Origin of the sequence: Actinomadura syzygii (assembly GCF_008085905.1) — a bacterium.
Lineage (GTDB): Bacteria > Actinomycetota > Actinomycetes > Streptosporangiales > Streptosporangiaceae > Spirillospora > Spirillospora syzygii.
Genome location: NZ_VSFF01000008.1, coordinates 160,640 through 185,337, shown reverse-complemented (window position 1 = coordinate 185,337; position 24,698 = coordinate 160,640). Strand labels below are relative to the sequence as shown.

Annotated in this window: 23 protein-coding genes and 1 riboswitch; of the genes, 9 read left to right on the top strand and 14 right to left on the bottom strand. The window is 73.4% G+C overall.

What is annotated here, in order from left to right:
• The first annotated feature begins 8 nt into the window (after nt 1-8).
• Nucleotides 9-1,328: a cobyrinic acid a,c-diamide synthase CobB gene (locus FXF65_RS21325; RefSeq protein ID WP_148352074.1), complete on the top strand. Its 1,320-nt coding sequence runs from the start codon at nt 9-11 to the stop codon at nt 1,326-1,328.
• On the opposite strand, the gene cobN is transcribed toward FXF65_RS21325, so the two are convergent.
• Complete coding sequence (gene cobN, locus FXF65_RS21320; protein WP_148351750.1) at nt 1,283-4,951, bottom strand: cobaltochelatase subunit CobN; 3,669 nt, start codon at nt 4,949-4,951, stop codon at nt 1,283-1,285. The genes FXF65_RS21325 and cobN overlap by 46 nt on opposite strands.
• Before the next feature lie 31 nt (nt 4,952-4,982).
• Nucleotides 4,983-5,153, bottom strand: a riboswitch (cobalamin riboswitch).
• Between the two features lie 35 nt (nt 5,154-5,188).
• Between cobN and FXF65_RS21315 the strand changes: the two genes are divergently transcribed.
• The 3 genes from FXF65_RS21315 to FXF65_RS21305 all read left to right on the top strand — a co-directional run bounded on the left by FXF65_RS21315 (nt 5,189) and on the right by FXF65_RS21305 (nt 8,461).
• Nucleotides 5,189-6,286 (top strand): precorrin-3B synthase, encoded by a 1,098-nt coding sequence (locus FXF65_RS21315; RefSeq protein WP_148351749.1) that lies wholly within the window; start codon nt 5,189-5,191, stop codon nt 6,284-6,286.
• Nucleotides 6,283-6,903 carry a precorrin-8X methylmutase gene (locus FXF65_RS21310; protein ID WP_148351748.1) on the top strand — a complete coding sequence of 207 codons (621 nt, stop codon included), beginning with the start codon at nt 6,283-6,285 and terminating at the stop codon, nt 6,901-6,903. The genes FXF65_RS21315 and FXF65_RS21310 overlap by 4 nt, the downstream gene beginning before the upstream one ends.
• 76 nt (nt 6,904-6,979) lie before the next feature.
• Complete coding sequence (locus FXF65_RS21305; RefSeq protein ID WP_148352073.1) at nt 6,980-8,461, top strand: precorrin-2 C(20)-methyltransferase; 1,482 nt, start codon at nt 6,980-6,982, stop codon at nt 8,459-8,461.
• On the opposite strand, the gene FXF65_RS21300 is transcribed toward FXF65_RS21305, so the two are convergent.
• The 8 genes from FXF65_RS21300 to FXF65_RS21265 all read right to left on the bottom strand — a co-directional run bounded on the left by FXF65_RS21300 (nt 8,452) and on the right by FXF65_RS21265 (nt 14,209).
• Nucleotides 8,452-9,183, bottom strand: coding sequence for a cobalt-precorrin-6A reductase (locus tag FXF65_RS21300; RefSeq protein ID WP_148351747.1), 732 nt, complete (start codon nt 9,181-9,183; stop codon nt 8,452-8,454). The two genes, FXF65_RS21305 and FXF65_RS21300, sit on opposite strands and share 10 nt — an antisense overlap.
• Nucleotides 9,180-9,923, bottom strand: a complete 744-nt coding sequence (gene cobM / locus FXF65_RS21295) for a precorrin-4 C(11)-methyltransferase (protein WP_148351746.1) — start codon at nt 9,921-9,923, stop codon at nt 9,180-9,182. Before cobM ends, FXF65_RS21300 begins: the two co-directional genes overlap by 4 nt.
• Entirely contained in the window at nt 9,920-11,152 is a 1,233-nt protein-coding gene (gene cbiE / locus FXF65_RS21290) for a precorrin-6y C5,15-methyltransferase (decarboxylating) subunit CbiE (protein ID WP_148351745.1), read from the bottom strand. The genes cobM and cbiE overlap by 4 nt, the downstream gene beginning before the upstream one ends.
• A 348-nt stretch (nt 11,153-11,500) precedes the next feature.
• Nucleotides 11,501-11,788 (bottom strand): hypothetical protein, encoded by a 288-nt coding sequence (locus tag FXF65_RS21285; protein ID WP_148351744.1) that lies wholly within the window; start codon nt 11,786-11,788, stop codon nt 11,501-11,503.
• A gap of 86 nt (nt 11,789-11,874) precedes the next feature.
• A complete protein-coding gene (locus FXF65_RS21280; protein WP_148351743.1) occupies nt 11,875-12,135 on the bottom strand; it encodes a hypothetical protein in 261 nt (86 codons plus the stop codon).
• Nucleotides 12,132-12,593, bottom strand: a complete 462-nt coding sequence (locus FXF65_RS21275) for a hypothetical protein (RefSeq protein WP_148351742.1) — start codon at nt 12,591-12,593, stop codon at nt 12,132-12,134. The genes FXF65_RS21280 and FXF65_RS21275 overlap by 4 nt, the downstream gene beginning before the upstream one ends.
• Nucleotides 12,594-12,701: 108 nt before the next feature.
• Nucleotides 12,702-12,950, bottom strand: a complete 249-nt coding sequence (locus FXF65_RS21270; RefSeq protein ID WP_148351741.1) for a hypothetical protein — start codon at nt 12,948-12,950, stop codon at nt 12,702-12,704.
• A 50-nt stretch (nt 12,951-13,000) separates the two neighbouring features.
• Nucleotides 13,001-14,209, bottom strand: a complete 1,209-nt coding sequence (locus tag FXF65_RS21265) for a helix-turn-helix domain-containing protein (RefSeq protein WP_148351740.1) — start codon at nt 14,207-14,209, stop codon at nt 13,001-13,003.
• A 184-nt stretch (nt 14,210-14,393) separates the two neighbouring features.
• Here FXF65_RS21265 and cobF point away from each other — a divergent pair, with 184 nt between their 5' ends.
• A complete protein-coding gene (cobF, locus tag FXF65_RS21260; protein ID WP_246198991.1) occupies nt 14,394-15,134 on the top strand; it encodes a precorrin-6A synthase (deacetylating) in 741 nt (246 codons plus the stop codon).
• On the opposite strand, the gene FXF65_RS21255 is transcribed toward cobF, so the two are convergent.
• Together FXF65_RS21255 and FXF65_RS21250 are read right to left on the bottom strand one after the other, a co-directional pair.
• On the bottom strand, nt 15,107-17,737 hold the full coding sequence (locus tag FXF65_RS21255) for an ATP-binding protein (protein WP_148351739.1): 2,631 nt from the start codon (nt 17,735-17,737) through the stop codon (nt 15,107-15,109). The genes cobF and FXF65_RS21255 overlap by 28 nt on opposite strands.
• Nucleotides 17,738-17,958: 221 nt before the next feature.
• A complete protein-coding gene (locus tag FXF65_RS21250; protein WP_222868656.1) occupies nt 17,959-19,197 on the bottom strand; it encodes an MFS transporter in 1,239 nt (412 codons plus the stop codon).
• Between the two features lie 57 nt (nt 19,198-19,254).
• Between FXF65_RS21250 and FXF65_RS21245 the strand changes: the two genes are divergently transcribed.
• Nucleotides 19,255-19,806, top strand: coding sequence for a CGNR zinc finger domain-containing protein (locus FXF65_RS21245; protein WP_148351738.1), 552 nt, complete (start codon nt 19,255-19,257; stop codon nt 19,804-19,806).
• A gap of 9 nt (nt 19,807-19,815) precedes the next feature.
• Here the strand turns inward: FXF65_RS21245 and FXF65_RS21240 are convergent, their stop codons facing one another.
• The gene (locus tag FXF65_RS21240; protein ID WP_148351737.1) at nt 19,816-20,688 is read right to left on the bottom strand and encodes an SAM-dependent methyltransferase; all 873 of its coding nucleotides are present in this window, start codon (nt 20,686-20,688) and stop codon (nt 19,816-19,818) included.
• 38 nt (nt 20,689-20,726) lie between these two features.
• Entirely contained in the window at nt 20,727-21,530 is an 804-nt protein-coding gene (locus FXF65_RS21235; protein WP_246198990.1) for an SAM-dependent methyltransferase, read from the bottom strand.
• Nucleotides 21,531-21,602: 72 nt separating this feature from the next.
• On the opposite strand from FXF65_RS21235, the gene FXF65_RS21230 reads away from it, so the two are divergent.
• From FXF65_RS21230 to FXF65_RS21220, 3 genes are read left to right on the top strand one after another with little or no spacing between them, the layout of a single operon-like run.
• Nucleotides 21,603-21,983, top strand: coding sequence for a YchJ family protein (locus tag FXF65_RS21230; RefSeq protein ID WP_148351735.1), 381 nt, complete (start codon nt 21,603-21,605; stop codon nt 21,981-21,983).
• A complete protein-coding gene (gene sigJ, locus FXF65_RS21225; protein ID WP_246198989.1) occupies nt 21,953-22,834 on the top strand; it encodes an RNA polymerase sigma factor SigJ in 882 nt (293 codons plus the stop codon). Before FXF65_RS21230 ends, sigJ begins: the two co-directional genes overlap by 31 nt.
• A 50-nt stretch (nt 22,835-22,884) precedes the next feature.
• A complete protein-coding gene (locus tag FXF65_RS21220) occupies nt 22,885-24,000 on the top strand; it encodes an NAD(P)/FAD-dependent oxidoreductase (RefSeq protein ID WP_148351734.1) in 1,116 nt (371 codons plus the stop codon).
• On the opposite strand, the gene FXF65_RS21215 is transcribed toward FXF65_RS21220, so the two are convergent.
• Nucleotides 23,978-24,691: an MFS transporter gene (locus tag FXF65_RS21215; RefSeq protein ID WP_148351733.1), complete on the bottom strand. Its 714-nt coding sequence runs from the start codon at nt 24,689-24,691 to the stop codon at nt 23,978-23,980. The two genes, FXF65_RS21220 and FXF65_RS21215, sit on opposite strands and share 23 nt — an antisense overlap.
• Nucleotides 24,692-24,698: the final 7 nt, after the last annotated feature.

Genomic DNA, 24,698 nt, shown 5'->3' with positions numbered 1-24,698 from the left:
TCCCGAGGCTGGTGGTCGCGGCGCCGTCGTCCGGGAGCGGGAAGACGACGGTGGCGACCGGGCTGATCGCGGCGCTCCGGACGCGCGGCCTGAAGGTGTCCCCGCACAAGGTCGGCCCCGACTACATCGACCCCGGCTACCACGCGCTCGCGGCCGGGCGTCCGGGCCGCAACCTCGACCCGTGGCTGGTCGGCGAGGAGCGGATCGCGCCGCTGTTCCTGCATGGCGCCGCCGATTGCGACGTCGCCGTGGTCGAAGGCGTGATGGGCCTGTTCGACGGGCGCGGGGACTCCGGGTTCGCGTCGACGGCGCATGTCGCGCGGCTGCTCGGCGCGCCCGTGGTCCTGGTCGTGGACGCCGCCCGGCAGAGCCGCTCGGTCGCCGCGCTGGTGCACGGCTTCGCGACGTTCGAGCCGGGCGTGCGGGTCGCCGGGGTCGTCCTGAACCGGGTCGGGTCGGACCGGCACGAGGAGCTGTGCCGGAGCGCGCTGGACGCGACCGGCGTGCCGGTGCTCGGCGCGCTCCGCCGGGACGACGCGGTCGTGACGCCGTCCCGGCATCTCGGCCTGGTCCCGGCCGCCGAGCGCGAGACCGAGGCCGTGCGGGCGGTCGACCGCCTCGGCGAACTGATCGCCCGCTCCTGCGACCTCGACGCGCTGATGCGGCTCGCCGCCACCGCTCCCCCGCTTCCGGACCGGCCCTGGGATCCGGGCACGGAGGTGGAGCCACTGCCGGGACGTCCGGTCGTCGCCGTCGCGGGCGGTGAGGCGTTCACCTTCTCCTACGCGGAGCACACCGAACTGCTGCGCGCGGCCGGGGCGGACGTCGCGGTCGTCGACCCGCTGCGCGACGAGGCGCTCCCGGACGGGACGGCCGCACTGGTCCTGGGCGGCGGGTTCCCCGAGGTGCACGCCGCCGACCTGGCCGCGAACGCCCCGCTGCGCGCGGCCGTCGCCGCCTTCCGGGGCCCGATCGCCGCCGAGTGCGCGGGCCTCCTCTACCTGTGCGAGGAACTCGACGGGCGAACCATGTGCGGGCGCGTGCCGGGACGGGCCCGCATGACGTCCCGGCTGACGCTCGGCTACCGGGAGGCGGTCGCCGTGGCGGAGTCGCCGCTGACCCGTCCGGGCGAGCGCTTCCACGCCCACGAGTTCCACCGGACGGCCGTCGACACCGAAGCCGAACCCCTCTTCCGCTGGAAGGGCGGCGGCGACGGGTTCGGCGACGAGCTGATCACCGCGTCCTACCTGCACATGCACTGGGCCGGGTATCCGGAGGCGGCTCAGCGGCTGGTGTCGTCCTCCAGGTCGCCTTCGGTCTTGAGGTAGACCTCTTGGAGACGTTGAAGGATGTCCGGGTCCGGGTGCTCCCACATGCCGCGTTCGGCGGCTTCGAGGAGCCTCTCGGCGATGCCGTGCAGGGCCCACGGGTTGGACTCGGCCATGAACGCGCGGTTCTCGTCGTCCAGGACGTAGGCGGCGGTGAGCCGGTCATACATCCAGTCGGCCATGACGCCGGTCGTCGCGTCGTAGCCGAACAGGTAGTCGACGGTCGCGGCCAGCTCGAACGCGCCCTTGTAGCCGTGCCGTCGCATCGCCGCCAGCCAGTTCGGGTTGACGACGCGGGCGCGGAAGATCCGCGCCGTCTCCTCCGAGAGGGTGCGGGTGCGGACGGCGTCCGGGCGCGTGCTGTCGCCGACGTAGGCTTCGGGCGCCTTCCCGGTCAAGGCCCGGACGGTCGCGATCATCCCGCCGTGGTACTGGAAGTAGTCGTCGGAGTCGGCGATGTCGTGCTCGCGGGTGTCGACGTTCTTCGCGGCGACGGCGATCCGCCGGTAGGCGCTCTCCATGTCCGCGCGGGCCGGGACGCCGTCGAGGTCGCGTCCGTAGGCGTGCCCGCCCCACACCGCGTACACCTCGGCGAGGTCGGCGTCGTCGCGCCAGTTGCGGCTGTCGATCAGCGGCAGCAGTCCCGCCCCGTACGCGCCCGGCGCGGAGCCGAACACCCGGAGCGTCGCGCGCCGCTCGTCGCCGTGCTGCTCCCGATCGGCCCTGACGTGGGCGCGGACGTAGTTGGCGTCGTCCGGTTCGTCGAGCGCGGCGACGAGCCGGACGGCGTCGTCCAGCATCGCGACGACGTGCGGGAACGCGTCCCGGAAGAAGCCGCTGATGCGGACCGTCACGTCGACGCGCGGCCGGCCCAGCTCGTCCGCCGGGATCGCCTCAAGGCGGGTGACGCGGCGGGACGCCTCGTCCCACTCCGGGCGGACGCCGAGCAGCGCGAGCACCTCGGCGACGTCGTCGCCCGCCGTGCGCATCGCGCTCGTCCCCCAGACGGACAGGCCGACCGAGCGCGGCCACTCGCCGTGGTCGGCGCGGTAGCGCTCCAGCACCGAGTCGGCCATCGCCTGCCCGGTCTCCCAGGCGAGGCGGCTCGGGACGGCGCGCGGGTCCACCGAGTAGAAGTTGCGCCCGGTCGGCAGGACGTTGACGAGCCCGCGCAGCGGCGACCCGCTCGGTCCGGCCGGGACGTAGCCGCCGTCCAGCGCGTGGAGCACGTGGTCCATCTCGTCGGTGGTCCGGGCCAGGCGCGGGACGACCTCCGTCGCCGCGAACTCCAGCACCCGCCGGACGAGTTCCCCGTGTTTCGCGGCGATCGAGGCGACCGCGTCGGGCGACCAGCCGGCGTCCTCCATCGCCTGGACGAGGGAGCGGGCCGTGGCCTCGGCGGCGTCGACGTCGGCGCGGGTCCCGGTGCCGTCCTCGGTGAGGCCGAGCGCTTCGCGCAGGCCGGGGAGGGTCTCGCGTCCCGACCACATCTGCCGGGCGCGCAGCATGGCCAGCACCAGGTCGACGCGCTGCGGGCCGGTCGGCGCCTCACCCAGGATGTGCAGGCCGTCGCGGATCTGCGCGTCCTTCACCTCGCACAGCCAGCCGTCGACGTGCAGGATGAAGTCGTCGAACTCGGTGTCGTGCGGACGGTCGTCCAGGCCGAGGTCGTGGTCGAGCTTCGCCGCCTGGATCAGCGTCCAGATCTGCGCGCGGATGGCGGGGAGCTTCGCCGGGTCCATGGCGGCGATCGTGGCGTGCTCGTCCAGGAGCTGTTCGAGGCGGGCGATGTCGCCGTAGGTCTCGGCGCGGGCCATCGGCGGGACCATGTGGTCGACCAGGACGGCGTGCGCGCGGCGCTTCGCCTGCGTCCCCTCGCCCGGGTCGTTGACGAGGAACGGGTAGACGAGCGGGACGTCGCCGAGCGCCGCGTCCGCACCGCACGACGCGGACATGCCCGCCGCCTTGCCGGGCAGCCATTCCAGGTTGCCGTGCTTGCCGACGTGGACGATCGCGTGCGCGCCGAACTCGTCCGACAGCCAGCGGTAGGCGGCCAGGTAGTGGTGGCTCGGCGGCAGGTCGGGGTCGTGGTAGATGGCGATGGGATTCTGGCCGAAGCCGCGCGGCGGCTGCACCATGACGACGACGTTCCCGGCGCGGAGGGCGGCGAGGACGATGTCGCCGTCCTGGACGAACAGCTCGCCGGGCGGCGGGCCCCAGTGCCGCTCCATCCCGTCGCGGAGGTCGGCGGGCAGCGTGCGGTACCAGCGCTCGTAGGACGTCCCGGAGATCCTGACGGGGTTGCCCGCGAGCTGTTCATCGGTGAGCCAGTCCTCGTCCTGGCCGCCCGCCGCGATCAGCGCGTGGACGAGCGCGTCGCCGTCCTGGTCGGCCACGCCGGGGAAGCCTTCGCCGAGGTCGTAGCCCGCTTCGCCGAGCCGGGCGAGGAACCGGACGGTGCTCGCCGGGGTGTCCAGGCCGACCGCGTTCCCGACCCGCGAGTGCTTCGTCGGATACGCGGACAGCATCACGACCAGGCGTCGCGAGGCGGGCGGCGTGTGCCGGAGGCGGCCGTGCCGGACGGCGATCCCCGCGACCCGCGCGGCGCGTTCGGGGTCGGCCCGGTAGACGGTGAGCCCGTCCTCGTCGATCTCCTTGAAGGAGAACGGGACGGTGATGATACGGCCGTCGAACTCGGGGATGGCGACCTGCGAGGCGGTGTCGAGCGGGGACAGGCCGTCGTCGCTCGCCGCCCAGTCCGCGCGGGACGTGGTGAGGCAGAGGCCCTGGAGGATCGGGACGTCCAGCGCGGCGAGGGCGCCGACGTCCCACGCCTCGTCGTCGCCGCCCGCCCCGGCCGTGGCGGGCCGCGTCCCGCCCGCCGCGAGGACGGTCACGACCAGCGCGTCCGCTTCGCGGAGCGTGTCGAGCAGGGCGGGCTCGGCGGTGCGGAGCGACGAGCAGAAGACGGGCAGGGGGCGTCCGCCCGCGTCCTCGACGGCGGCGCAGAGGGCTTCGACGAAGGCGGTGTTCCCGGCCATGTGGTGGGCGCGGTAGTAGAGCACGCCGATCACGGGGCCTTCGGCGGCGCGGGACGTTCGCTCGTACCGTCCCCAACTCGGCGCGGCCTGCGGCGGCGCGAAGCCGTGCCCGGTCAACAGGACCGTGTCGGAGAGGAACGCGTGCAACTCGGCGAGGTTCGCGGGCCCGCCGTGCGCGAGATAGGCGTGCGCCTCGGCGCACACCCCGCCGGACACGGTGGACAGCTCCATCAGCTCGGCGTCCGGGGCCTGCTCACCGCCGAGGACGACGACGGGTCGGCTTCCGGAGCGGAGCGCCAGCGGAGTGGAGGAAGCCGACCCGTCGTCGCTGCCCGGGGGGTGTGGGGGGTCGTCCCCCCACAGGAGACCCGGGCGCGGGCCCGCGAGGAGGGCGTCGAGACCGTCCTCCCAGGCGCGGCGTCCGCCGAGCAGTCGGACGACGACCAGGTCGGCGCCGTCGAGCAGCGGCGGAAGGTCGGCCACGGCGAGCCGGGCCGGATTGCCCAGCCGGTAGTCGGCGCCGCACGCGCGCGCGCTCAGCAGATCGGTGTCGGACGTCGAGAGCAGCAGAACGGTGGACACGTCGGATCCTCCCCATGGGGTCCTCGCCCCGGTCGCGGGTGTCACGACGGCGGGAGTCTCCTGGCTCCCGGATCAGCGCTCGCCCCGGCCTTCCCGTCCGCGTGGACAGTGGCCGTTAGCGGGGGTCGCTCCCCGGTGACAGTGGCGGGACCGCGCCGGATTCACACCGGCTTCCTCCACTGCCGTCGTAGATCAGCAGACTACGGCAGCGCGCGGTGTCCGAGAAAGGTGGCCTTCATGCCAGATGTCCGTGCGGCGGGGAGGTCGCGTGTTGACGCGTGCCCCGGCGCGCTGCAGACCCACGATGCCGCCGACGGGGCGCTCGCCCGCGTCCGCACGCCGGGCGGGGCGGTGTCGGCGGCGCGGCTCAGGACGGTCGGCGGCGCGGCCCGCGAACTGGGCGCGGACGTGGTCGAGCTGACGTCGCGGGCCAACCTCCAGGTGCGGGGCGTGCGCGATCCGGCGGCGCTCGCGGAGCGGCTGGCGGCGGCCGGGCTGCTGCCGTCCGCGTCGCACGAACGGGTGCGCAACATCGTCGCGTCCCCGCTCGGCGGACGCGGCGTGCGGGGCGTCCTCGCCACGGATCCGCTGGTCACGGCGCTCGACCTTGAGTTGTGCGGGCGTCCTCGGCTGGCTGGTCTCCCCGGCAGGTTCCTGTTCGCGCTGGACGACGGCTCCGGCGACGTCGCGTCCCTGGGCGCCGACGTGGCGCTGACCCCCGGCGGCGTGCTCCTGGCCGGGTACCGGCTCGTCCTCTCCGGCGATCCCGTCGCGGTCATGATCGCGGCGGCGGAGGCGTTCCTCGACGTTCGCGGTGACGCCTGGCGGCTGGCCGAAGTCCCGGACGGCCCGCGCCGCGTCGCGGACCTCCTCGGCGGGACATTGGCCGACGCACCGCGCGTCCCGGCCCCGCCCGCCCCGCACGCGGGGATCGTCGAGCAGCGCGGCGGGCTGGTGGCGCTGGAGGTGGTGCCGCCGCTCGGACGGCTGTCCGGGACGCAGGCCGAGGCCCTCGCCGACGTCGCGGACGAAGTGCGGCTGACTCCGTGGCGGAGCATCGTCCTGCGCGACCTGCGCCGCGACGACGCGCACCGGCACGCCGTCCACCTGCGCCAACACGGCTTCGCCACCGACCCTGATTCGCCGTGGGTCGGCGTGACGGCCTGCACGGGAAGCCCCGGCTGCGCGAAATCGGAAGGTGACGTGCAGGGCGCGGCCCGCCGCTGGGTCGGCGGACTGTCGCGCGCCCCGGAGACCCCCGTCCACTGGACGGGCTGTGACCGGAACTGCGGGATGCCCCGCGGGCCGGTCGTCCTGAAAAGAGTGGAACGTTGACCGACTACATCCGGGACGGCGCGGAGATCTACCGGCGCTCGTTCGCGACCATCCGCGCGGAGGCCGACCTGTCGGGCCTGCCGGACGACGTGGCGCGGGTCGCCGTCCGCATGATCCACGCCTGCGGGATGACGGACCTCGTCCGCGACCTGGCCTGGTCGCCGGGCGTCGTGGCGCGGGCGCGGGCGGCGCTGCTGGACGGCGCGCCGATCCTGTGCGACGCGCGGATGGTGGCGTCCGGCGTCACCCGGGCCCGGCTGCCCGCCGAGAACGAGGTCGTGTGCGCGCTGGGCGACCCGCGCGTCCCCGGCCTGGCGGAACGGCTCGGCACGACGCGCAGCGCGGCGGCGCTCGACCTCTGGCTCGACCGGCTGGACGGCGCGGTCGTCGCGATCGGCAACGCGCCGACCGCGCTGTTCCGGCTGCTGGAGCTGGTGGAGGAGGGCGCGGGACGCCCGGCCGCCGTCCTCGGGATACCGGTCGGTTTCATCGGCGCGGCCGAGTCCAAGGACGCGCTCGCCGCGAGCGACCTCCCGCACCTCGTCGTGCGCGGACGACGCGGCGGCAGCGCCATGACGGCCGCCGCTCTCAATGCGATTGCCAGTGAGGCGCCATGACCGCAGCGAAGCGAGGATCATGGCACCTCACCCTCGGGGGCCTGGGGGTCGCCCCCCAGAAAGAAGGGGCGGAATGATGGTGGGACGGCTTTACGGTGTGGGCGTCGGTCCTGGTGATCCCGAGCTGGTGACGGTGAAGGCCGCCCGGTTGATCGGTGCGGCGGACGTGGTCGCCTACCATTCCGCGCGGCACGGGCGGAGCATCGCCCGCGCCGCCGCCGCGCCCTACCTGCGCGACGGGCAGATCGCGGAGCAGCTCGTCTACCCGGTGACGACGGAGACGACCGACCATCCCGGCGGGTATCAGGGGGCGCTCGACGACTTCTACGCCGACTGCGCCGCCCGTCTCGCCGCGCACCTGGACGCGGGGCGGACGGTCGTCGTCCTCAGCGAAGGCGACCCGCTGTTCTACGGCTCCTACATGCACCTCCACAAACGCCTCGCGCCGCACTACCCGGCGGAGGTCGTGCCGGGCGTGACCTCGCTGAGCGCGGCGTCGGCCGCCGCCGGACGTCCGCTGGTCGAACGCGAGGAGACCTTGACCGTGCTGCCCGGCACGCTCTCCGGCGACGAGCTGGCGAACCGGCTGCGCACGGCGGACGCGGCGGCCGTCCTCAAGCTGGGCCGGACGTTCCCCAAGGTCAGGCAGGCTTTCGAGGACGCCGGACGGCTCTCCGAAGCCTGGTATGTCGAGCGCGCCACAACCGGCCGAGAGCGGGTCGTGCCGCTCGCCGACGTCGATCCGGCGGACGTCCCGTACATGGCGCTGGCCCTGCTGACGAGCCCGGCCTGCGAGTCGTTCACTGCCGCCCAGCCAGCGCGCCCCGAGGGCCCGGGGAGCGTGACGGTCGTCGGGCTCGGCCCGGCGGGACGGCCGTGGCTCACCCCGGAGGCGCAGGACGTCCTGTCGTCCGCGACCGACCTCGTCGGCTACGGCCCCTACCTCGACCGGGTCCCGCCGAACGCGCGGCAGCGGCGGCACGCCACCGGCAACCGGGTGGAGGACGACCGCGCCCGGCACGCGCTTCAACTGGCGCGGGACGGGGCGCGGGTCGCGGTCGTCTCGTCCGGCGATCCGGGCGTGTTCGCGATGGCGACGGCCGTCCTGGAGGCGGCGGACGACTTCGCGGACGTGCCGGTGCGCGTCGTCCCCGGACTGACCGCCGCGCAGGCCGTCGCGGCTCGGGCGGGCGCGCCGCTCGGCCACGACTTCTGCGTCCTGTCGCTGTCCGACCTGCTGAAACCGTGGGAGGTGATCGCCCGGCGGCTCACCGCCGCGGCCTCGGCGGACCTGGTGCTCGCGCTCTACAACCCGTCGTCCAGCCGCCGGAGGCACCAGCTCGCGGCGGCCCGCGACCTCCTCCTCGAACACCGCTCCCCCGAGACACCGGTGGTCGTCGGACGCGACGTCGGCGGCCCAGATGAGAGCGTGACGGTCACGACGCTCGGCAAGCTCGACCCCGATCAGGTGGACATGCGCTGCCTGGTCATCGTCGGGTCGTCCACGACCCGGGTCACCGAGCGCGGCGCCGTCCACACGCCGCGCCGCTACCCCTGAGCCCAGCGGGCGGCCTCCGCCGGGTCGGTCGCCGTGGCCACGCCGTCCGGGACGGGCGGCCGGTCCACCATGATCACGGGCAGTCCGGCGGCGCGGGCGGCGGCGAGCTTGGCGCGGGTCATCGCGCCGCCGCTGTCCTTGGTGACCAGCACGTCGAGGCGGTGTTCGCGGATCAGCGCCCGCTCGCCGTCGAGCGTGTAGGGGCCTCGGGAGAGCAGCACGCGCACGTTGTCCGGGACGGGCTTCTCCGGCGGGTCGACCGACCGCGCGAGGAACCACACGTCGGCGCGGGCGGCGAAGACGTCGATGCTGCGCCGCCCGGTGGTGAGGAACGCGCGGGCCCCGCGCGGCAGCGCGGCGGCGGCGTCGACCAGCGACGGGACGCGCCGCCAGTCGTCGCCGTCCTCCTCCCGCCAGCCGGGACGCCGCAGCGCCAGCATCGGGACCCCGGCCCTTTCCGACGCCCGCGCGGCGGACGCGCTCATGCGTTCCGCGAACGGGTGGGTGGCGTCCACGAGCCGGTCGATCCGGTGTTCGCGCAGCCAGGCGGCGAGGCCGTCCGGCCCGCCGAAGCCGCCGACGCGGACGTCCCCGACGGGAAGGCGCGGGTCGGTGACGCGCCCGGCGAGCGACGACACGACGCGCACGTCCGGGACGCCGGACAGGCGGGCGGCGAGGTCCCTGGCCTCGGCCGTCCCGCCGAGGATCAGGACGCGCCTCACACCCGTTCCCGCTCCGCGCTGTAGAGGTGGCTGCCGGGGAACGCGGACGCGGCCAGCACCCGTCCGACGACGATCACGGCGGTGCGCTTCACCCCGGCCTCGTGGACCAGGCCGGCGATGTCGGCGAGGGTGCCGCGCAGGATCAGCTCGTCCGGACGGCTGGCCCGCGCGACGACCGCGACCGGGCAGTCCGCGCCGTAGTGCGGCAGCAGTTCGGCCGTCACCTCGTCGATCCGCTGGACGGCCAGGTGCAGCACCATCGTCGCGCGGCTCGCGCCGAGGGTGGCGAGGTCCTCGCCGTCCGGCATCGGGGTGGCGCGGGCGGACGTGCGGGTCAGGATCACCGTCTGGCCGACGCCGGGGACGGTCAGCTCCCGTCCGAGCGACGCGGCCGCCGCCGCGAAAGCCGGGACGCCCGGGACGATCTCGTACGGCACTCCCGCCGCGTCCAGCCGCCGCACCTGCTCCGCGACCGCGCTGAACACCGAGGGGTCGCCCGAGTGCAGCCGTGCCACGTCGAGCCCGTCGCGATGCGCGGCGATCAGTTCGGCGACGATCTCGTCCAGGTTCAAATTCGCAGTGTCGACAAGCCGGGCGTCAGACGGGCAGGCGTCCAGCAACTCACGCGGCACCAACGACCCTGCGTACAGGCAAACCGGCGCGGCTTCCAACACCCGCAACCCACGCACAGTGATCAGGTCAGCAGCACCGGGCCCAGCCCCAACGAAATACACAGTCACGCCGTGCCGTCCTTCCGAGTCGTCCAGATGGTGACGGGCATCGCGGGACGCCAGGCGGTGAAGCCGCCCAGCGGAGCGGCCCGTTCGACGCTGACGCGGACCAGGTCGCCGCCGTACGTCTCGCGCGCCTGCGCGACCCGCACCTCCGATTCGAGGGTGACGGCGTTGGCGACCAGGCGCCCGCCGGGGCGCAGCGCGTCCCAGCAGCGTTCCAGCAGGCCGAGGACGGTGAGGCCGCCGCCGATGAACACGGCGTCGGGGGTCGGCAGGTCGTCCAGCGCGTCCGGCGCCTCGCCCTCGACGACGCGCACGCCGCCCGGCACTCCGAGGCTCGTCGCGTTCCGTCCGATCCGCTTGGCGCGCTCCGGTCGGCTCTCCACCGCCACCGCCTGGCAGGACGGGTGCGCCCGCGCCCATTCGATCGCGACGCTGCCCGCACCGGCGCCGACGTCCCAGAGCAGTTCGCCGGGCAGCGGCGCGAGCCGCGCCAGGGTGACCGCGCGGACCTCGCTCTTGGTGAGCTGCCCGTCGTGGTCGAACGCCGCGTCGGGGAGTCCGGCCGTGCGGGGCAGGGGCGCCGCGTCCGGGCCGGGCGCGCATTCGACGGCGACGATGTTCAGCGCGGTCGCGGCGAGCTCCGTCCACTCGGCGGCGGTGCCGTGCTGGACGGCCTCGCCGTCCGCGCCGAGGTCGGAGAAGACGGTCATGCGGCTCGGCCCGAACCCGCGTCCGGCGAGCAGGGCGGCGACGACCGATGGGGACTCGCGTCCCGCGCTGAGGACGAGGATACGGCGGCCGGGCGCGACCAGCGCGTTCAGCGCGCCCGCCGGACGTCCGACGAGGCTGGCGACGTCCACGCGGTCGAGCCGCCACCCGAGCCGGGCGCACGCCAGCGACACCGACGACGTGTGCGGCAGGACGCGCAGCCGCTCCGGGCCGAGCAGTTCGGCGAGCGCGGAGCCGATGCCGTGGAACATCGGGTCTCCGCTGGCCAGGACGACGACGGCGCGTCCTTCGTGCTCCTCGATCAGGCCGGGCAGCGCGGGCAGCAGCGGCGACGGCCAGACGACGCGCTCCGCGCGCTCCGCGTCCGGGGCGGGGACGAGGTCGAGTTGGCGGCTGGAGCCGAGCAGCACGTCCGCCGCCCGCAGCGCGGCGCGGGAGCGCTCCGGGAGCCCGTCCCATCCGTCCGCGCCGATGCCCACAATGGTGACGACACGCGCGTCCACTGGCCTCCTCGTCCCGGCAAGACTGCGGCGACCAGCCTATATGAGCGGTTCCGACCCGTTCCGACACGGATCACCCATCTGACCTGTACAGGAGCCGTCCAACGATCCTGGGAGAGCCCCATTCCCGCCCGCCGACCTCACCGCAGTTGATCAACGGTAATGCAACGTTCGGGGTTCCGCACCGGAACCGTGAGCGCCCGCAGCCGCTCGAAGAAATGGCCGGACGGCGCACCCGAAGAAGAGGCGAGGCCATGACATCAGCACTGGCACTCAACCTGCTGTCCTCACTACTGGCCCACCCGCGTCGCCCTTTCCTGGACCAGCGGTTTCCATCGCACCGCCAGAGTTCTAGGGCCGCGGGGCGGTGGTAGGGATGCGGGCGCCGAGCATTTCGGCGGCGCGGCGGGCGGCGTCGTCGGGGTCGGGCGGGAGGAGCGCCGCGTAGCCGTCGTCGGGCGTCCAACGTCGGTAGGTCTGGCCGTCCCATCCGAGGATCAGCGGTCCTCGGTTCCGGTAGGTGACGTGCACTCGGGTCAGCCCGGTCTCCTCATCACGGATGAGGGAGACCGAGACCTGCGGGGCGATACGGCGAACGGCCGCGTCGAGCCGCTCGGCAGGGCCGAACACCATGCTCATGCCTCCATTTGTCTGGGTTGGGTCTGGGGGAAGGGGCGGCGCGGCCGGGACCAGGGGGGGTGTCTACCGGCGGCGCCGCCCCTGGCTCATTGGAGGGGTTCGGGCTCGTTGCGCCAGGCGCGGCCGGGCTCGGCCATCCGCGCGGCGAGTTCCTCGCCCGCGACGCGCAACTCGTCGGCGATCCGGGACGAGACGCACGCCCAGGCCAGCTCGCACCATCGCTCGTGTTCGACGATCCACGCGCCGCCCTGCTGGGAGACCGCGCGCCACGAGCCGTCCGGCAGCTCATAGACGTCGAACCCGGCGATCGCGCGCTCGGCCTCACGCGCCCGGCGCGGGGCGGTCACCGCTCACCCTCCCGGCCCTCGCCTATTCCGGCCTCGACCTTCGGGAGCCGCAACAGCAGCAACGCCAACTCCCTCGGGTCGTTGCCGCGTACCTCGGTGACGGCGGCAGCACGCTCGGCGTAGTCGACGTAGCTGCGTTGTCCGTGCCAGACCGGTTGCGTGTTGCACGCCTCGAACGCCCACTCGGGGAACCACTTGCGCAGGGAGGTCAGATGCTCCATGCGCTCGACGTACGGGAACGCCTCCTTGCCGGACGCCAACGCCGCCAGGTCAATGGCCTGAGCCATCAGGCGGCCCAGGTAACCGGGCAGCTTGGCCTCCACCGCCGAGTGCCCGCCGATCCACCCTTGGCGCGACTCGCGAACCGCCAGCCATGGGACGGGCCTGCCCTCAACGTGGTCGATCCGCCAGCCCGGATTCTCGTCGCGGAGCCGGGTCACCTTCTCGGATATCGTCATCGTCAGCCGGACCTCCCTGTCCGGTCAGGCCCCGGGCACCCTGGTGTGACCGCACCGGGCCGGGGCCGCCTCGATGTCAGCGCGACGGGTCCGGTTTCTCTCCCCCGCTCACGTCCGGACCTCGCGCAGCACATAGACGATCCGGTCGGCGGCGTCCCTGATGTCGGTCACCGGTCCGATGGCCTGTCCCCAGGCCCAGCGGAAGTCGGCACCGTCGCAGGAGACACGGTCGTTCAGACGCGGCACTGATGGATTGGTCACCGTCAGAACGTCACCCTTGAGGCTGGCGCGCCAGCCGCGCCGGTTCAGTTCCTCCGCCAGCCCCTCGAGCGGCCTCGGCTCGTCCGTGTTCTCCATGGCTACGGACGGTATTCCGGTAGACACTCGAGAAGTTCACGAGTGTGAACTCAGTGGGGAATTCCCATTCGTGCTGCGAGTCCGCGCAGCTCACGACCCACGGCCGCTTTCTTGTGCTGTTGAACCATTACCGCGACAGTTTCAGCGACTTGGCCCGAATTGCGAATCTTATGCGGTGCCACTTCCTCGGCGCGCAATAGCCAGCGCTCGGCCTTCGAGCGGGTCCTCGGGTCGCGGGCGAGGCCGCGGCCCATGTCGGCGAGGTAGGTCGCGTGGCGGCCGCGCCGGGCGGCGATGACGTTCTCGTCCACCTCACGGGCCAGCTCCAGCAGGGCGCCGCCGCTCTCGCCGCGCTCGACTCCGAGCGCCACCTTCCAGACGCCGACGTTCGAGGCGCTGAACGCTCCCCAGTTCTTACCGGGGGTGTCTGGGACGCGGCGGGCCAGCGCCGCGGCCCGGTCGAGCCAGTCGGCCGCGCGGACGTGCTGGTGCAGGACGGTGGCCTGCAGCGCCGCGGCGAGCGTCGTCATTCCGAGGACCTGGATGCCCAGATCGTCGCGGACGTGCGGCTCCAGCGTCTCGGCCGCCCGCTCTGCGACGGTCAGGGTCTCCTCGCGCGAGGTGCTGGGCATGGTGTGTACACGCAGCGTGACCGCCTTGCCCTTGTGGATCGGGTCGTCCAGGATCGCGGCGGCCTCCGCCGCACGCATCGCGGCGATCGCCGCCAGGTCCGCGTAGCCCAGATCCTTGGCCGTGAACGTCGCCGTCTGGAACGCCTCGATCAACGCGCTGAGGGCGACGCGCCGGGCGGGCTCATCGGCGGGGGCGCATGCGTGGACGTGCAACTCGCCGATGAGCGCGGGCAGCTTCTCGCCCACCGTCAGATGCTTGTACTCCGAGCGGTCGATGCGGCCGATCTCGGCGGCCAACTCGGCGAGCGGGCGGGCCTGGTCGACGGCGGGGGCGGTGAGGGTATTGGTCATCAGGGCCGCGCGGACGGCGGGGATGGTGGCATGCGGCGCGGCCTGCACGGGGTCGGCCGTCAGGTGCGGGCCACCGACCAGTTCGACCTCCGACACCCGCAGCGCAGTGGCCAGCGCGGAGATGTGGGAACGGCGGTCCAGGGCGCGCTGGCCCCGCTCGGCCATGGACAGGAAGCTCTTGGACAGCCCGGCCAGTCCGGCGAGCTCCTCAAGGGTCAGTCCCCTCCAGCGGCGCACGGCCCGTAGGCGGGCCCCGATGGTGATCTCGTCGCGCATCGGCCTCGCACCTCCTGGGCGTCTCGACAAACTCAGGCTACGGCGCGAGGACGAATCGCGTCAGCGGTCTCGCGCGCGCCTTTCGCTACGACGGGCCCGCCCGCGCCACCCGGCGATTCGTCACCGCGCCGCTGGGCCGACCGGGCCACGCTGCGGAATGGGTGGTTCTGGCAGACTTGTCCGGGTGAAGCGGCTCCTGATCATTGGCATCGGTGCGGGGGATCCCGACCATCTGACGTTGCAGGGGGCCAAGGCCATCGGTGCGGCGGACGCCTTTCTTCTCGTTGGGAAGGGTGAGGCCAAGGACGATCTCACCGGGCTGCGCCGCGACCTCATCTCCGCTCATGGCCGCGAGCCGTATCGGGTCGTTGAGGCTCGCGACCCCGAACGCGATCGCACCGCGTCCGCTTACACCGCCGCCGTTGAGGATTGGCGGTCGCGTCGGGCTGAGATCTACGAGTCGTTCGTCCGAGATGAGCTGGCCGAGGGTGAGACCGGCGCGCTTCTCGTTTGGGGTGATCCCGGCGTCTACGACAGCACGCTCGCCGCTCTGGACGAGATCGACGCCGAGTTCGACTACGAGGTCATTCCGGGGATCAGCAGCATTTCGGCGCTCACCGCTCGGCATCGCGTCGGGCTGACGAGGGTCGGACGTCCAGTGCACGTTACGACCGGCCGCCGCCTCGCCACTGAGGGGACGACGGCCGACGACGTCCTCGTCATGCTGGATGCCGCCTGCGCCTTCGCCGAGGTCGGCGACGGTTTCCACATCTACTGGGGCGCCTACCTGGGCACGCCGGACGAGATCCTGATCGAGGGTCCGGTCGCGGAGGTCGCCGACCAGATCCGCGCGACCCGTGCGGAGGCCCGCGCCCGCAAGGGCTGGATCATGGACACCTACCTCCTCCGCCGCTCCTTGTCCTGACCGGCGCCCGGTTGCCAGAGTGCGTATCGGAAGTCGAGGAACACGACCCCGTCCAGGACGCGGTGGTCCCCGCGCAGAACAGAGTCGGGCAGTTCGTCGAGCCAGGAAAGGTGGAGTCCCGTCTTCCCGCCGAGGCAGCCGGGAATGTGCTCCGGGCCCTCGTCCGGGCGGGTGAGCTGCTCCGCGACCTTTTCGGCTTGCTCGGACGCGCCGAGCGCCTCGAACGCGGCGCGCGCCCGTTCCAGTGTGCGGCGTCCGGCGGCCGGGTCGCCGACGGCCCGTTGGGCCTGGCCGAGGTTCCGCCAGGCATTGGCGAGGCCGTGCCGGTCGTCGTGCCGCTCATAGCGATCGGCCGCGCGGGTCGCGCAGTTCAGGGCGGCGCGGCCGTGGCAGGCCGGGCACGCCTCAAGGTAGGCGGCTGCCAGGTTCAAGAAGACGATCGCCTCGGCGTGCTGGTGGTCCAGTTCCCGCGCGAGTCGCAGGGCGTGGCACAGGTGCCAGATGCCGCAGCTTCCGTACTGTCCGGGGTGCCATCCCAGGAGGGTGAGAGCGAGATTTGTCCGCGCCCGGATTTCGCCCTCGGGATGGCTGAGCCGGGAGAACATTAGAACAGCGCGCAAGAGTGTGTCGGCTGCGGCCTCATGTTCGCCCCGCATTCGCAAGGCGTCGCCCAGTGCCGTGAGTGCTTCGCCCGAACCGTACACATCCCCGGATTCCCAGCAGATCTCCACGTCGATCCGGTGACACGCCTCCGCCTCGACATAGTCGCCCAGGCAGACATGGACGAGGCCGAGGTTGTGGCGGGCCCGTCCCATTGCCGGGCGATCTGGTGCCAGCTCCAGGGAACGGCGCAGATGCGGCATCGCCTCGTCGTATCGGCGCGCCACCCGGTAGGCGTTGCCGAGCATTCCCGACGCCCTGTGGACCTTTTCGGGCCCCAGATGCTCGGCGGCGTCCAGGACGAGCGTGCCGACGCCTATCCATTCGCGTACGTGCCGCCGGAATTCCCAATAGTGGACGAGTTCCGCCGCCATCGCGCACGTCTGTTCCCAGCGCCCGTCGTCGTGGGCGGCGGTCACCGAGGCGGCGAGGTTACGGCTTTCGTCGTCCAGCCAGCGGAGCGCCTCGCTCCTGTCCGGGAAACGCTCGCTGCGCGGACTGGCATGCGGGCCCAGCCAACAGGTCGCCAACCCGAGGACCCGTTGATAGTGCTCCAGCAGCCGGTCAAGGGGCGCACCATTCTCATCGTCATCGTGGCGGGCGAGTTCGGCGGCGTAAAGGCGGATCAGGTCGTGCATGTCCCAGCGCTTGCCCCCGTTCCGGCGCAGCAGGTGCAGCCGGGTCAGGTCGGCGAGCAGGCGGCCCGTGTCGGCGCGGTCGATGACGGCGGACGCGGTCTCCAAGTCGGTGTCCGTACCGGGCATCGCGCCGAGCAGGCGGAAGGCCCGTGCCTGCGCGGCGTCGAGCCGCCGGTACGACAGGTCGAACGCGGCGCGGACGGCCAGCGGACGTCCCTGCTCGTCGGCGTCGTCGTAGCGCAGCCGGTCGAGCCGGTCGTGGGCCTCGGTCAGCTCGTCCGCCTGCGCGGCGAGCGGAGTGTCCGGGTCGTCCCGGAGGAGGGCGGCGACGATGTGCAGCGCCAGCGGCAGGTGCCCGCACAGGTCGGCCAGGCGGCGGGCGTCGTCCGGCCGCGCGGCGACGCGCTCATCCTCGGGGTTCGTGCGGCGGAGCGCCCGGTCGAGAAGCAACGTCGCCCCTTCTGCGTCGAAAGGGGCTAGGTCGACGCGGCGGCCGGGAAGGGCGGAGAGGGTATTGCGCGAGGTGACCAGCAGGCGGTGCGGCGGATCGGGAATCAGCGCGGAGATCTGCCCGGCGGTCGCCGCATTGTCGAGGACGACGAGTAGCGGCGTTTCCAGCCGGGACAGTGTCGTCCTCCACAGGCCCACCGCCTCTTCCGGTGTGGCCAGGGCCTCCGTTTTTCCGAGCGCGCGGAGCAGATGTTCGGCGGTCGCACCGGCCTCCCAGGGAGTTTCGGGGCTGTAGCCGCGTAAGTCCGCGAACAGGACTCCGCCCGGAAATCGGTGCCGGACGCGGTGCGCCGCGTGCACGGCCAGCGCCGTCTTTCCGGCTCCGCCCATTCCGCTGACCACGGAGACCGTCCCCTCGCCGCCGGGTTCGAGCCAGGACGTCAATTCGCGGACGGCGTCGTCGCGCCCGGTGAAGTCGGGCACGTCGGCGGGAAGCATCATCGGCCCCCGGCGCGTTTCCTTCGCGCGGGGCGGACGCCCGCCCCGATTCTCTGCCCGCTGCTCGCGCGCCTTTCCCAGAAGGCCCTGCCACCACCCGTCGGGACGCTTCACGAACCCGGCGGTCCGTTGCAGCGCCATCGCCTCCAGGATCTTCACGACCTCCAAGCAGGCCCGCTGCGACCTCCGGGACGGGACGCTCGCCCCCTTCAACCAATCGTTGACCGTCGAATCGCTGACCGCGATCCCCCGATCCCGACATCGGCGCACCAGATAATCCAGCGTGGGACGTCCCGCCGCGTCGTTGACGGCCGACAGTTCGGCGAAGAAACGGCCTGCGTGGTCCACTGCGCCCATCGATCCCGTCCGAACCCGCGTCGACTCCGGAAAACCCGCCAAAGCGGGACTGAACAGCGTATCCACCGTCCGGCAAGCGCCGGAACGGTCGCCGGAAACCCTCCGGAAATGCGACACCTGACCTCCCGGAACGACAGCAGGAGGCCCAGTGCACGCCATCGTCCAGCACCTGTATTCGGCCCTCGGCGCGGCCGGCGCGCTCTACGCCGCGACCGTCGCCGTCACCGCCCTGACCTCGATCGCGGCCCGCTCCCCCGAACGCCGCCGCGACGCCCGCCAGACCCTGAAACTCCTCCTCCCCGCACAGCGCTCCCAGGGGTGAGGCAGTGATACGCAACAAAAGCAACCACCTGGACTCCGGCGGCCGTGAGGAGGGCGGCGGGCAGCGTGCGGTCGGCGAGCGGGCCCGCGGCGGCCGCGCCGAGCGCGAAGGCCGTGATCTTCAGGCTGGCGCCGGTGGTGAAGATCTGCCCGCGCAGCCGCTCGGGCGCCTCCCGGTGCCGGACCGCGAACAGCGCGGTGAGCTGCGGACCCTCGGCGAGCCCCGCGAGCACCGCCGCCGCGACGAGCGCGATCGGGTGGCGGGACGCGGCCAGCACGAGCGCCCCCGCGAGGACGACCGTGCTGCCCGCGATCACCGTATCCGGCCGCCACCGGGCGGGGCGCCGGGCCAGCACCGCGTTGGCGGCGAGCGCGGCGGCGGCGAGGACGGCGAGCAGCAGCGTCCCGCGGTCCGCCGCGCCGAAGGCCCTCAGCCCGAGCGGCGGAACGCACGCAACCAGCATCCCCTGCCCCGCGCAGGACACCACCGAGACGACGGTCGCTCTGGTCAGCGCCGGTGTGCGGACGATCGCGCGGAACCCGGCCACGAGCGCCGCGCCGATCGGCTCCACCGCCCGCGCGCCGCCCGAGGCCGGCGGCACCGCGGGCAGCGCGAGGACGATCAGCGCGGCGGACACCGCCACCGCGCCGGACGCACCCGCCATCGCGGCGACCACCCCGGCCAGCGCGGGCCCCACCAGCCCGGCCACGTTGTAGGTCATCGCGTCGAAGGCGTTGGCGCGGGCCAGCCCGTCCGGCGGGACGACGCGGGGCAACTGCGACGTCCACCCGCCGGACAGCGCGGGCCCGAGCAGCCCCGCCCCCGCCGCGACCGCAACCGGGACGGCGAGCGGCGCCCGCCCCACGCACAGCAGCACCACGACCAGCGCCGCCGCGTACCCGGCCAGCGCCCGGCCGAGGACCCGGCCCGGCCGGGGCGAGCGGTCGAGGACGGCGCCGAGCAGCGGCCCGCCCGCCGCCGCGGTGATCGTGACGCCCGCGAGCAGGAACGACCCGGCGGCGGCCGAGCCGGTGGCGGCAAGCCCGGCGAGCATCAGCGCGGGCCCGGACATCTCGTCGCCGGTCCGGGCCGCCGCCGCGCCCGCCGTGTAGAGCCCGAGGGCATAACGGTTTCGCACCGTCGTCACGTTACGCAGGTAACGCAAACCTTGTCGAGAAGCGTTACACTCGACGGCATGCGACCGCCCTCCGACTGGTCGTCGCGGCATTCCGTGGCGGCCACCGCACGCAGGACGTCCGCGCTGGTCAACGTCCTTTTCGAGGACGATCCGGAGCCCGGCGCGGTGGCCGACGTCCTGCGCGCCCACGGCGAGGACGACCCCTTGGACCTCACCGCACAGGATGTCCAAGAGATGCGTGCCGTGGCCGTCCTGCTGCGCGAGGTCTTCGCGGCCGAGGACGTCGACCACGCCGCGACGACGCTCAACGACCTGCTCCAGCGCAGCGCCGGACGGCTCCGCCTCACCTCGCACGCCGGGCGCACCCCCTGGCACCCCCACCTGGACGGTCACGACGACGCGCCCTGGGCGGAGTGGTTCCTCGCCTCGTCCTGCCTGGCGCTCACCGTCCTGGTGTGGGACGGGCAGCGCGCGCCCGGCGGCGTCTGCGCGTCGCCGACCTGCGCGAACGTCTTCCTCACCCAGGGCAGCGGCCCGCCCCGCCGGTACTGCTCCCGCCGCTGCGCGACGCGGGAACGCGTCGCCGCGCACCGGAACCGCGCGCGCTGACGGAGATCGTCAGGGTTTGCGGGCGACCGCGCCATAGCCGTGGACGTGCTCGGGCCCGTCGTGCTCCGGATCCCGGCGCCATTGCGCGATGGACACCATGCCCGGATCGACTTTCTCCAGGCCGTCGAAAAGGGCGTCGAGCTCTTCGACGCTGCGCAGCAGATAGGGCAGCGTCCCCGACTCGGCGTATTTCTTGGTGCCGCGCATCGCGTCCTCGGAAGTGTCCGTGCAGTCCCACAGCACCAGGAAACTGCCGGACGGCACGCCCGCCATCGTCTCCGCCACGATCCGCTTGAGGGTCCTGTACTCCTGGCAGAATCCCAGCACGCCCATGAACATCACCGCGATCGGCCGGCTGAAGTTCAGCACGTTCGCCGCCTCAGCCAGAATCTGCCGCGTGTCGTGGTAATCGGCGTCGATGTAGTCGGTGACGCCTTCGGGAGTCGTCCCGCGCATCAGAGCACGCGCGTGCGCGAGCACCATTGGATCGTTGTCGACGTAGACCACACGCGAATCGGGCGCGGTCCGCTGCGCGATCTGGTGGGTGTTCGACTCGGTCGGCAACCCGGCCCCGATGTCGAGGAAGTTGCGGACGTTCTCCTCCGCGGCCAGGTAGCGCACGACGCGGATGAGGAACTGCCGGGACTCGCGCGCCAGCGGGACGAGTTCCGGGTTCAGCGCGGCGGTCGCGTCCCCGATCTGCCGGTCGATCAGGTAGTTGTCCTTGCCGCCCAGCCAGTAGTTCCAGGTCCGCGCGGGCGAGGGGACATCGGTGCGGAACCGTCCCTGCGCGTCCGCGACCAGGCGCGGCGGATACTCCCCATTCGGGTCGCCGTCCGGGTCAAGGAGAGGGTCACCGGGAGTAACACCGGAAGGGGGCATCGTCGGCTCCTCGAATGGTCCTGACCGATCCGGGAATCCTATGAGACTTTGCGGGCCAGGGCGCAGGCCGCGTCGACTTCGGGCGGCGGGCCGAACGGCGTCGCCTCCGGCCGCCATCGCGACGTCGACACGATCCCCGGTTCCAGCAGTTCGAGGCCGGTGAAATAGCGGGCGATCTCCTCCGGAGTGCGGGCCACATACGGGCTGGAGCCCTGTTCCACCGCGAGCCGGATCGCCTCTTCCCGCCCTTCCCGGTCGAGGACGCCGGTCCCGTCGTTGAACGCCACGAAACTGCCCGGCGGCAGCGCCTCCACGAGCCGCCGGACGATGGCCTGCGATTCGTCGTCGTCGATGACGTTGCCCATGATTCCGAACAGGATCAGCCCGATCGGACGGTCGAAGTCGAGCGTCCGCGCGGATTCGGCGAGAATGCGGCCGGGGTCGCGGACGTCGCACTCGATGTAGTCGGTCCGGCCTTCCGCACGCCCGGCGAGAAGGGCCCGGGCGTGCACAAGGACGAGCGGGTCGTTGTCCACGTAGACGACGCGGCATTCAGGCGCGATGCGCTGCGCGACCTCGTGGGTATTGTCGTGGGTCGGAAGTCCGGTGCCGATGTCGATGAACTGCCGGACGCCCTCCTCCGCGACCAGATGCCGCACCATCCGGCCGAGGCAGACCCGGGAATGGCGGGCGATGTCGCCGACGCCGGGGAACGCCGCCGCGATCTGCTCGCCGACCTCCTGGTCGATCGGGTAGTAGTCCTTGCCGCCGATCCAGTAGTTCCACATCCGCGCGGGATGCGGGCGCGAGCTGTCGATTTCCGGGTGGTCGCTGGACGCCATGGCGATCATCGTTCCCGCCCGTCCGCCGCCCGGCAAGCGCCGTACCCCGCCCGGCAGGGCAGAATCGGGGACGTGGCGAGGAAGTGTCCGTGCGGGGTCGGCACGCGGTACCGGGAGTGTTGCGGACGGTTGCACCGGGGCGAGGCGCAGGCGCGGACCGCGGCCGAACTGATGCGGTCGCGGTTCAGCGCGTTCGCCGAGCGCGACGAGGCGTACCTGCTGGCGAGCTGGCACCCGGCGACGCGCCCCGAGCGGGTCGGGTTCGACGACGGGCTGCGCTGGGTGCGGCTGGAGATCGTCCGCGAGGAGGACGGCGGGCCCGACGACGACAAGGGCGTCGTGGAGTTCCGCGCCCACTACCTGGACGGCGCCACACGCGGCGAGTTGCACGAGGTGAGCCGATTCGTCCGCCATGACGGCGCGTGGGTGTACGTCCGGGGCAGGACGTCCTGAGCGTGGACGATCTCGACTGGGAGGAGCACCGTCCCGCCGTCTTCGGCGCGGCGTACCGGCTGCTCGGCAGCGTCGCGGAGGCGGAGGACGTCGTCCAGGACGTGTGGCTGCGCGCCGAGGCCGCCGACCGGTCGGACGTCGCCGACCAGCGCGCCTGGCTCGTGACGATCGCGGCGCGGCTGGCGTACAACGTGCTGAGGTCGGCGCGGGTCCGGCGCGAGGCGTACCCCGGCCCGTGGCTCCCCGCCCCGCTCCCCACCGGCGGCGACATGGCCGAGCGGATCGTCGTGGACGACTCCGTCAGCACGGCGATGCTGCTGGTGATGGACGAGCTGTCCCCGCCGGAGCGGGTGGCGTTCGTCCTGCACGACGTGTTCGACGTGCCGTTCGACCAGGTCGCGGACGTGCTGGGCAAGTCGGCGGCGGCGTCCCGCAAGCTCGCGTCGCGGGCCCGCAGGCGGGTGTCGGACGCCCGCGAGCAGCGGCCGAAGGCGAGCCGGGCGGAGCGGGAGCGGGTGCTCGCGGCGTTCCGCGCGGCGGCGGAGGACGGCGACTTCGCGCGCCTCGTCAAGCTCCTGCATCCGGACGCGGTGTACGTCGCGGACGGCGGCGGCAAGGTCGTCGCGTCCCGGCGTCCGGTGGCGGGCGCGGAGCGGATCGCGCGGCTGCTGGCCCGGATCACCGAGCACTACGGGGTGGAGCGCGTCGCGCCCGTCGAGGTCGGCGGCGAACCGGCGCTCGCCACCTACCGGGACGGCCGCGTCGTCTGGGTCGACACCGTCGAGATCGAGGACGGGCGGATCACCACGATCCGCCGGGTCGCGAATCCGGAGAAGATCGGTCACATCTGAGCGCCCTGCCGTGTCTACCTCCCGCCAACGGACCCGAAGGGGAGATGGACATGTCGCATGTGGTGATCGTCGGCGGCGGTTTCGCCGGGGTGTGGAGCGCGGCCGCGGCGGCGCGGGTGCGCGGGGACGGCGACCTGCGCGTGACGCTGGTCGCGCCCGGCGACGACCTCGTCCTGCGGCCGCGCCTGTACGAGCCGGAGCCGGACCTCGCGACGGTGCCGCTGAAGCGGGTGCTGGAGCCGGTCGGGGTGCGGCACGTCCGCGCGTCGGTGCAGGACATCGACGTGGACGAGCACGTCGTGGTCGCGGACGGCCGTCCGATCGGCTACGACCGGCTGGTGCTCGCGGCGGGCAGCCGCCTCGTCCGGCCGGACCTGCCGGGCGCGGAGCGCCTGTTCGACGTCGACACCCTGGACGGCGCCCGCCGCCTGCGCGGCCACCTGCGCGACCGCGCCGGGTACACGGTCGTGGTCGTCGGCGCGGGCTTCGCGGGGCTGGAGATCGCGACCGAGCTGGCCGGACGGGGCCGGGTGGTGCTCGTCGAGAAGGCGGACGAGGTCGCGCCCGACCTGGGCTTCGGCCCGCGTCCGGCGATCGAGACGGCCCTCGACGAGCTGGGCGTCGAGCGGCGGCTCGGCACGACGGTGACCGAGGTGACGGACGGCGGGGTCGTCCTCGCCGACGGGTCGCGGGTCCCGGCGGACGCGGTCGTGTGGACCGCGGGCATGGAGGCGAGCCCGCTCACCGCCCGCGTCCCCGGCGACCGCGACCGGCTCGGCCGCCTCACGGTCGACGCGCACCTGCGGGCGTCGGGCGACGTGTTCGCCGCCGGGGACGTCGCCGCCGCCCGCATGGACGGCGGCCACTGGACGGTGCAGAGCTGCCAGCACGCCGTCCCGATGGGCAAGACGGCGGGGCACAACGCGGCGGCGGACCTGCTCGGCGTCCCGCTGATCGACTTCGCGCCCGCCCCCTACGTCACCGACGTGGACCTCGGCGCGGCGGGCGCCGTCTACACGCGCGGCTGGGACCGGATCATCGCGCTGTCCGGCAGGGAGGGCAAGTGGGTGAAGCGCTGGCTGATGAGCGTGATCCACCCGCCGGTGGACGACGCCGGGACGATCCTCGCGCATGCGGGCATCGTCACGATGCCGGTGCCGTTCTGAGCCGCCATCCGCACCGCAGGAGCAGGACGGCGAGCAGGGCGGGCGCGACGAACACGGCGGCGCGCAGCGTGGTGAGGTCGGCGAGCGTCCCGAGCAGCAGCGGGGCGGCGCCGATCGCCACGCCGGACGCGAGCGCGCAGCGCGCCGCCGCCCGGACGGGCTGGGACGGCCACGCGCCGAGCGCCTGCCCGAGGATCACGGGGTAGAGCAGCGCGACGCCGAGGCCGACGACGAGCAGCCCACCGACCGCGAGCGGCGCGGGCGACGCCCACAGCACGGCGAACCCGGCGACGCCGAGGAGGGCCGCCCCGGCGAGCAGCCGGTCGGGGCGGCCCGCCGCGCGGACCAGCGGGCCCGCCGCCGCCCGTCCGGCCGCCATGCCGACCACGAACGCGGCGGAGAACGTCGTCGCCGTGCCGGAGCCGAGGTGCTTCACCGAGCGCAGGAAGTCCGCCGCCCAGAACACCATGCAGAACTCGACGCCGACCGCGAGGACGAGGTCGGTCCACCGGCTGCGGAAGAGGCGCGGCGCCCGTCCGGCCCCGGTGGGCTCGCTCTCGTCGGGCGCCGGGGCGGTGGCCCGCCGGGTGAGGAGCAGGACGGCGGCGAGCGCGAGCGGCGGCCCGGCGAACGCGACCCGCCAGCCGAGGCCGAGCGCGAGGGCCGCGCCGATCAGCAGGGGCGACAGCACGGAAGCC

What these genes read in the sequence shown, in the direction of transcription:
- FXF65_RS21315 (WP_148351749.1), top strand. Translation starts at nt 5,189, where the DNA reads ATGCCAGATGTCCGTGCGGCGGGGAGGTCGCGTGTTGACGCGTGCCCC.
- FXF65_RS21305 (WP_148352073.1), top strand. Translation starts at nt 6,980, where the DNA reads ATGGTGGGACGGCTTTACGGTGTGGGCGTCGGTCCTGGTGATCCCGAG.
- FXF65_RS21285 (WP_148351744.1), bottom strand. Translation starts at nt 11,788, where the DNA reads ATGAGCATGGTGTTCGGCCCTGCCGAGCGGCTCGACGCGGCCGTTCGC.
- FXF65_RS21275 (WP_148351742.1), bottom strand. Translation starts at nt 12,593, where the DNA reads ATGACGATATCCGAGAAGGTGACCCGGCTCCGCGACGAGAATCCGGGC.
- FXF65_RS21270 (WP_148351741.1), bottom strand. Translation starts at nt 12,950, where the DNA reads ATGGAGAACACGGACGAGCCGAGGCCGCTCGAGGGGCTGGCGGAGGAA.
- FXF65_RS21265 (WP_148351740.1), bottom strand. Translation starts at nt 14,209, where the DNA reads ATGCGCGACGAGATCACCATCGGGGCCCGCCTACGGGCCGTGCGCCGC.
- FXF65_RS21255 (WP_148351739.1), bottom strand. Translation starts at nt 17,737, where the DNA reads ATGGGCGCAGTGGACCACGCAGGCCGTTTCTTCGCCGAACTGTCGGCC.
- FXF65_RS21245 (WP_148351738.1), top strand. Translation starts at nt 19,255, where the DNA reads ATGCGACCGCCCTCCGACTGGTCGTCGCGGCATTCCGTGGCGGCCACC.
- FXF65_RS21240 (WP_148351737.1), bottom strand. Translation starts at nt 20,688, where the DNA reads ATGCCCCCTTCCGGTGTTACTCCCGGTGACCCTCTCCTTGACCCGGAC.
- FXF65_RS21235 (WP_246198990.1), bottom strand. Translation starts at nt 21,530, where the DNA reads ATGGCGTCCAGCGACCACCCGGAAATCGACAGCTCGCGCCCGCATCCC.
- FXF65_RS21220 (WP_148351734.1), top strand. Translation starts at nt 22,885, where the DNA reads ATGTCGCATGTGGTGATCGTCGGCGGCGGTTTCGCCGGGGTGTGGAGC.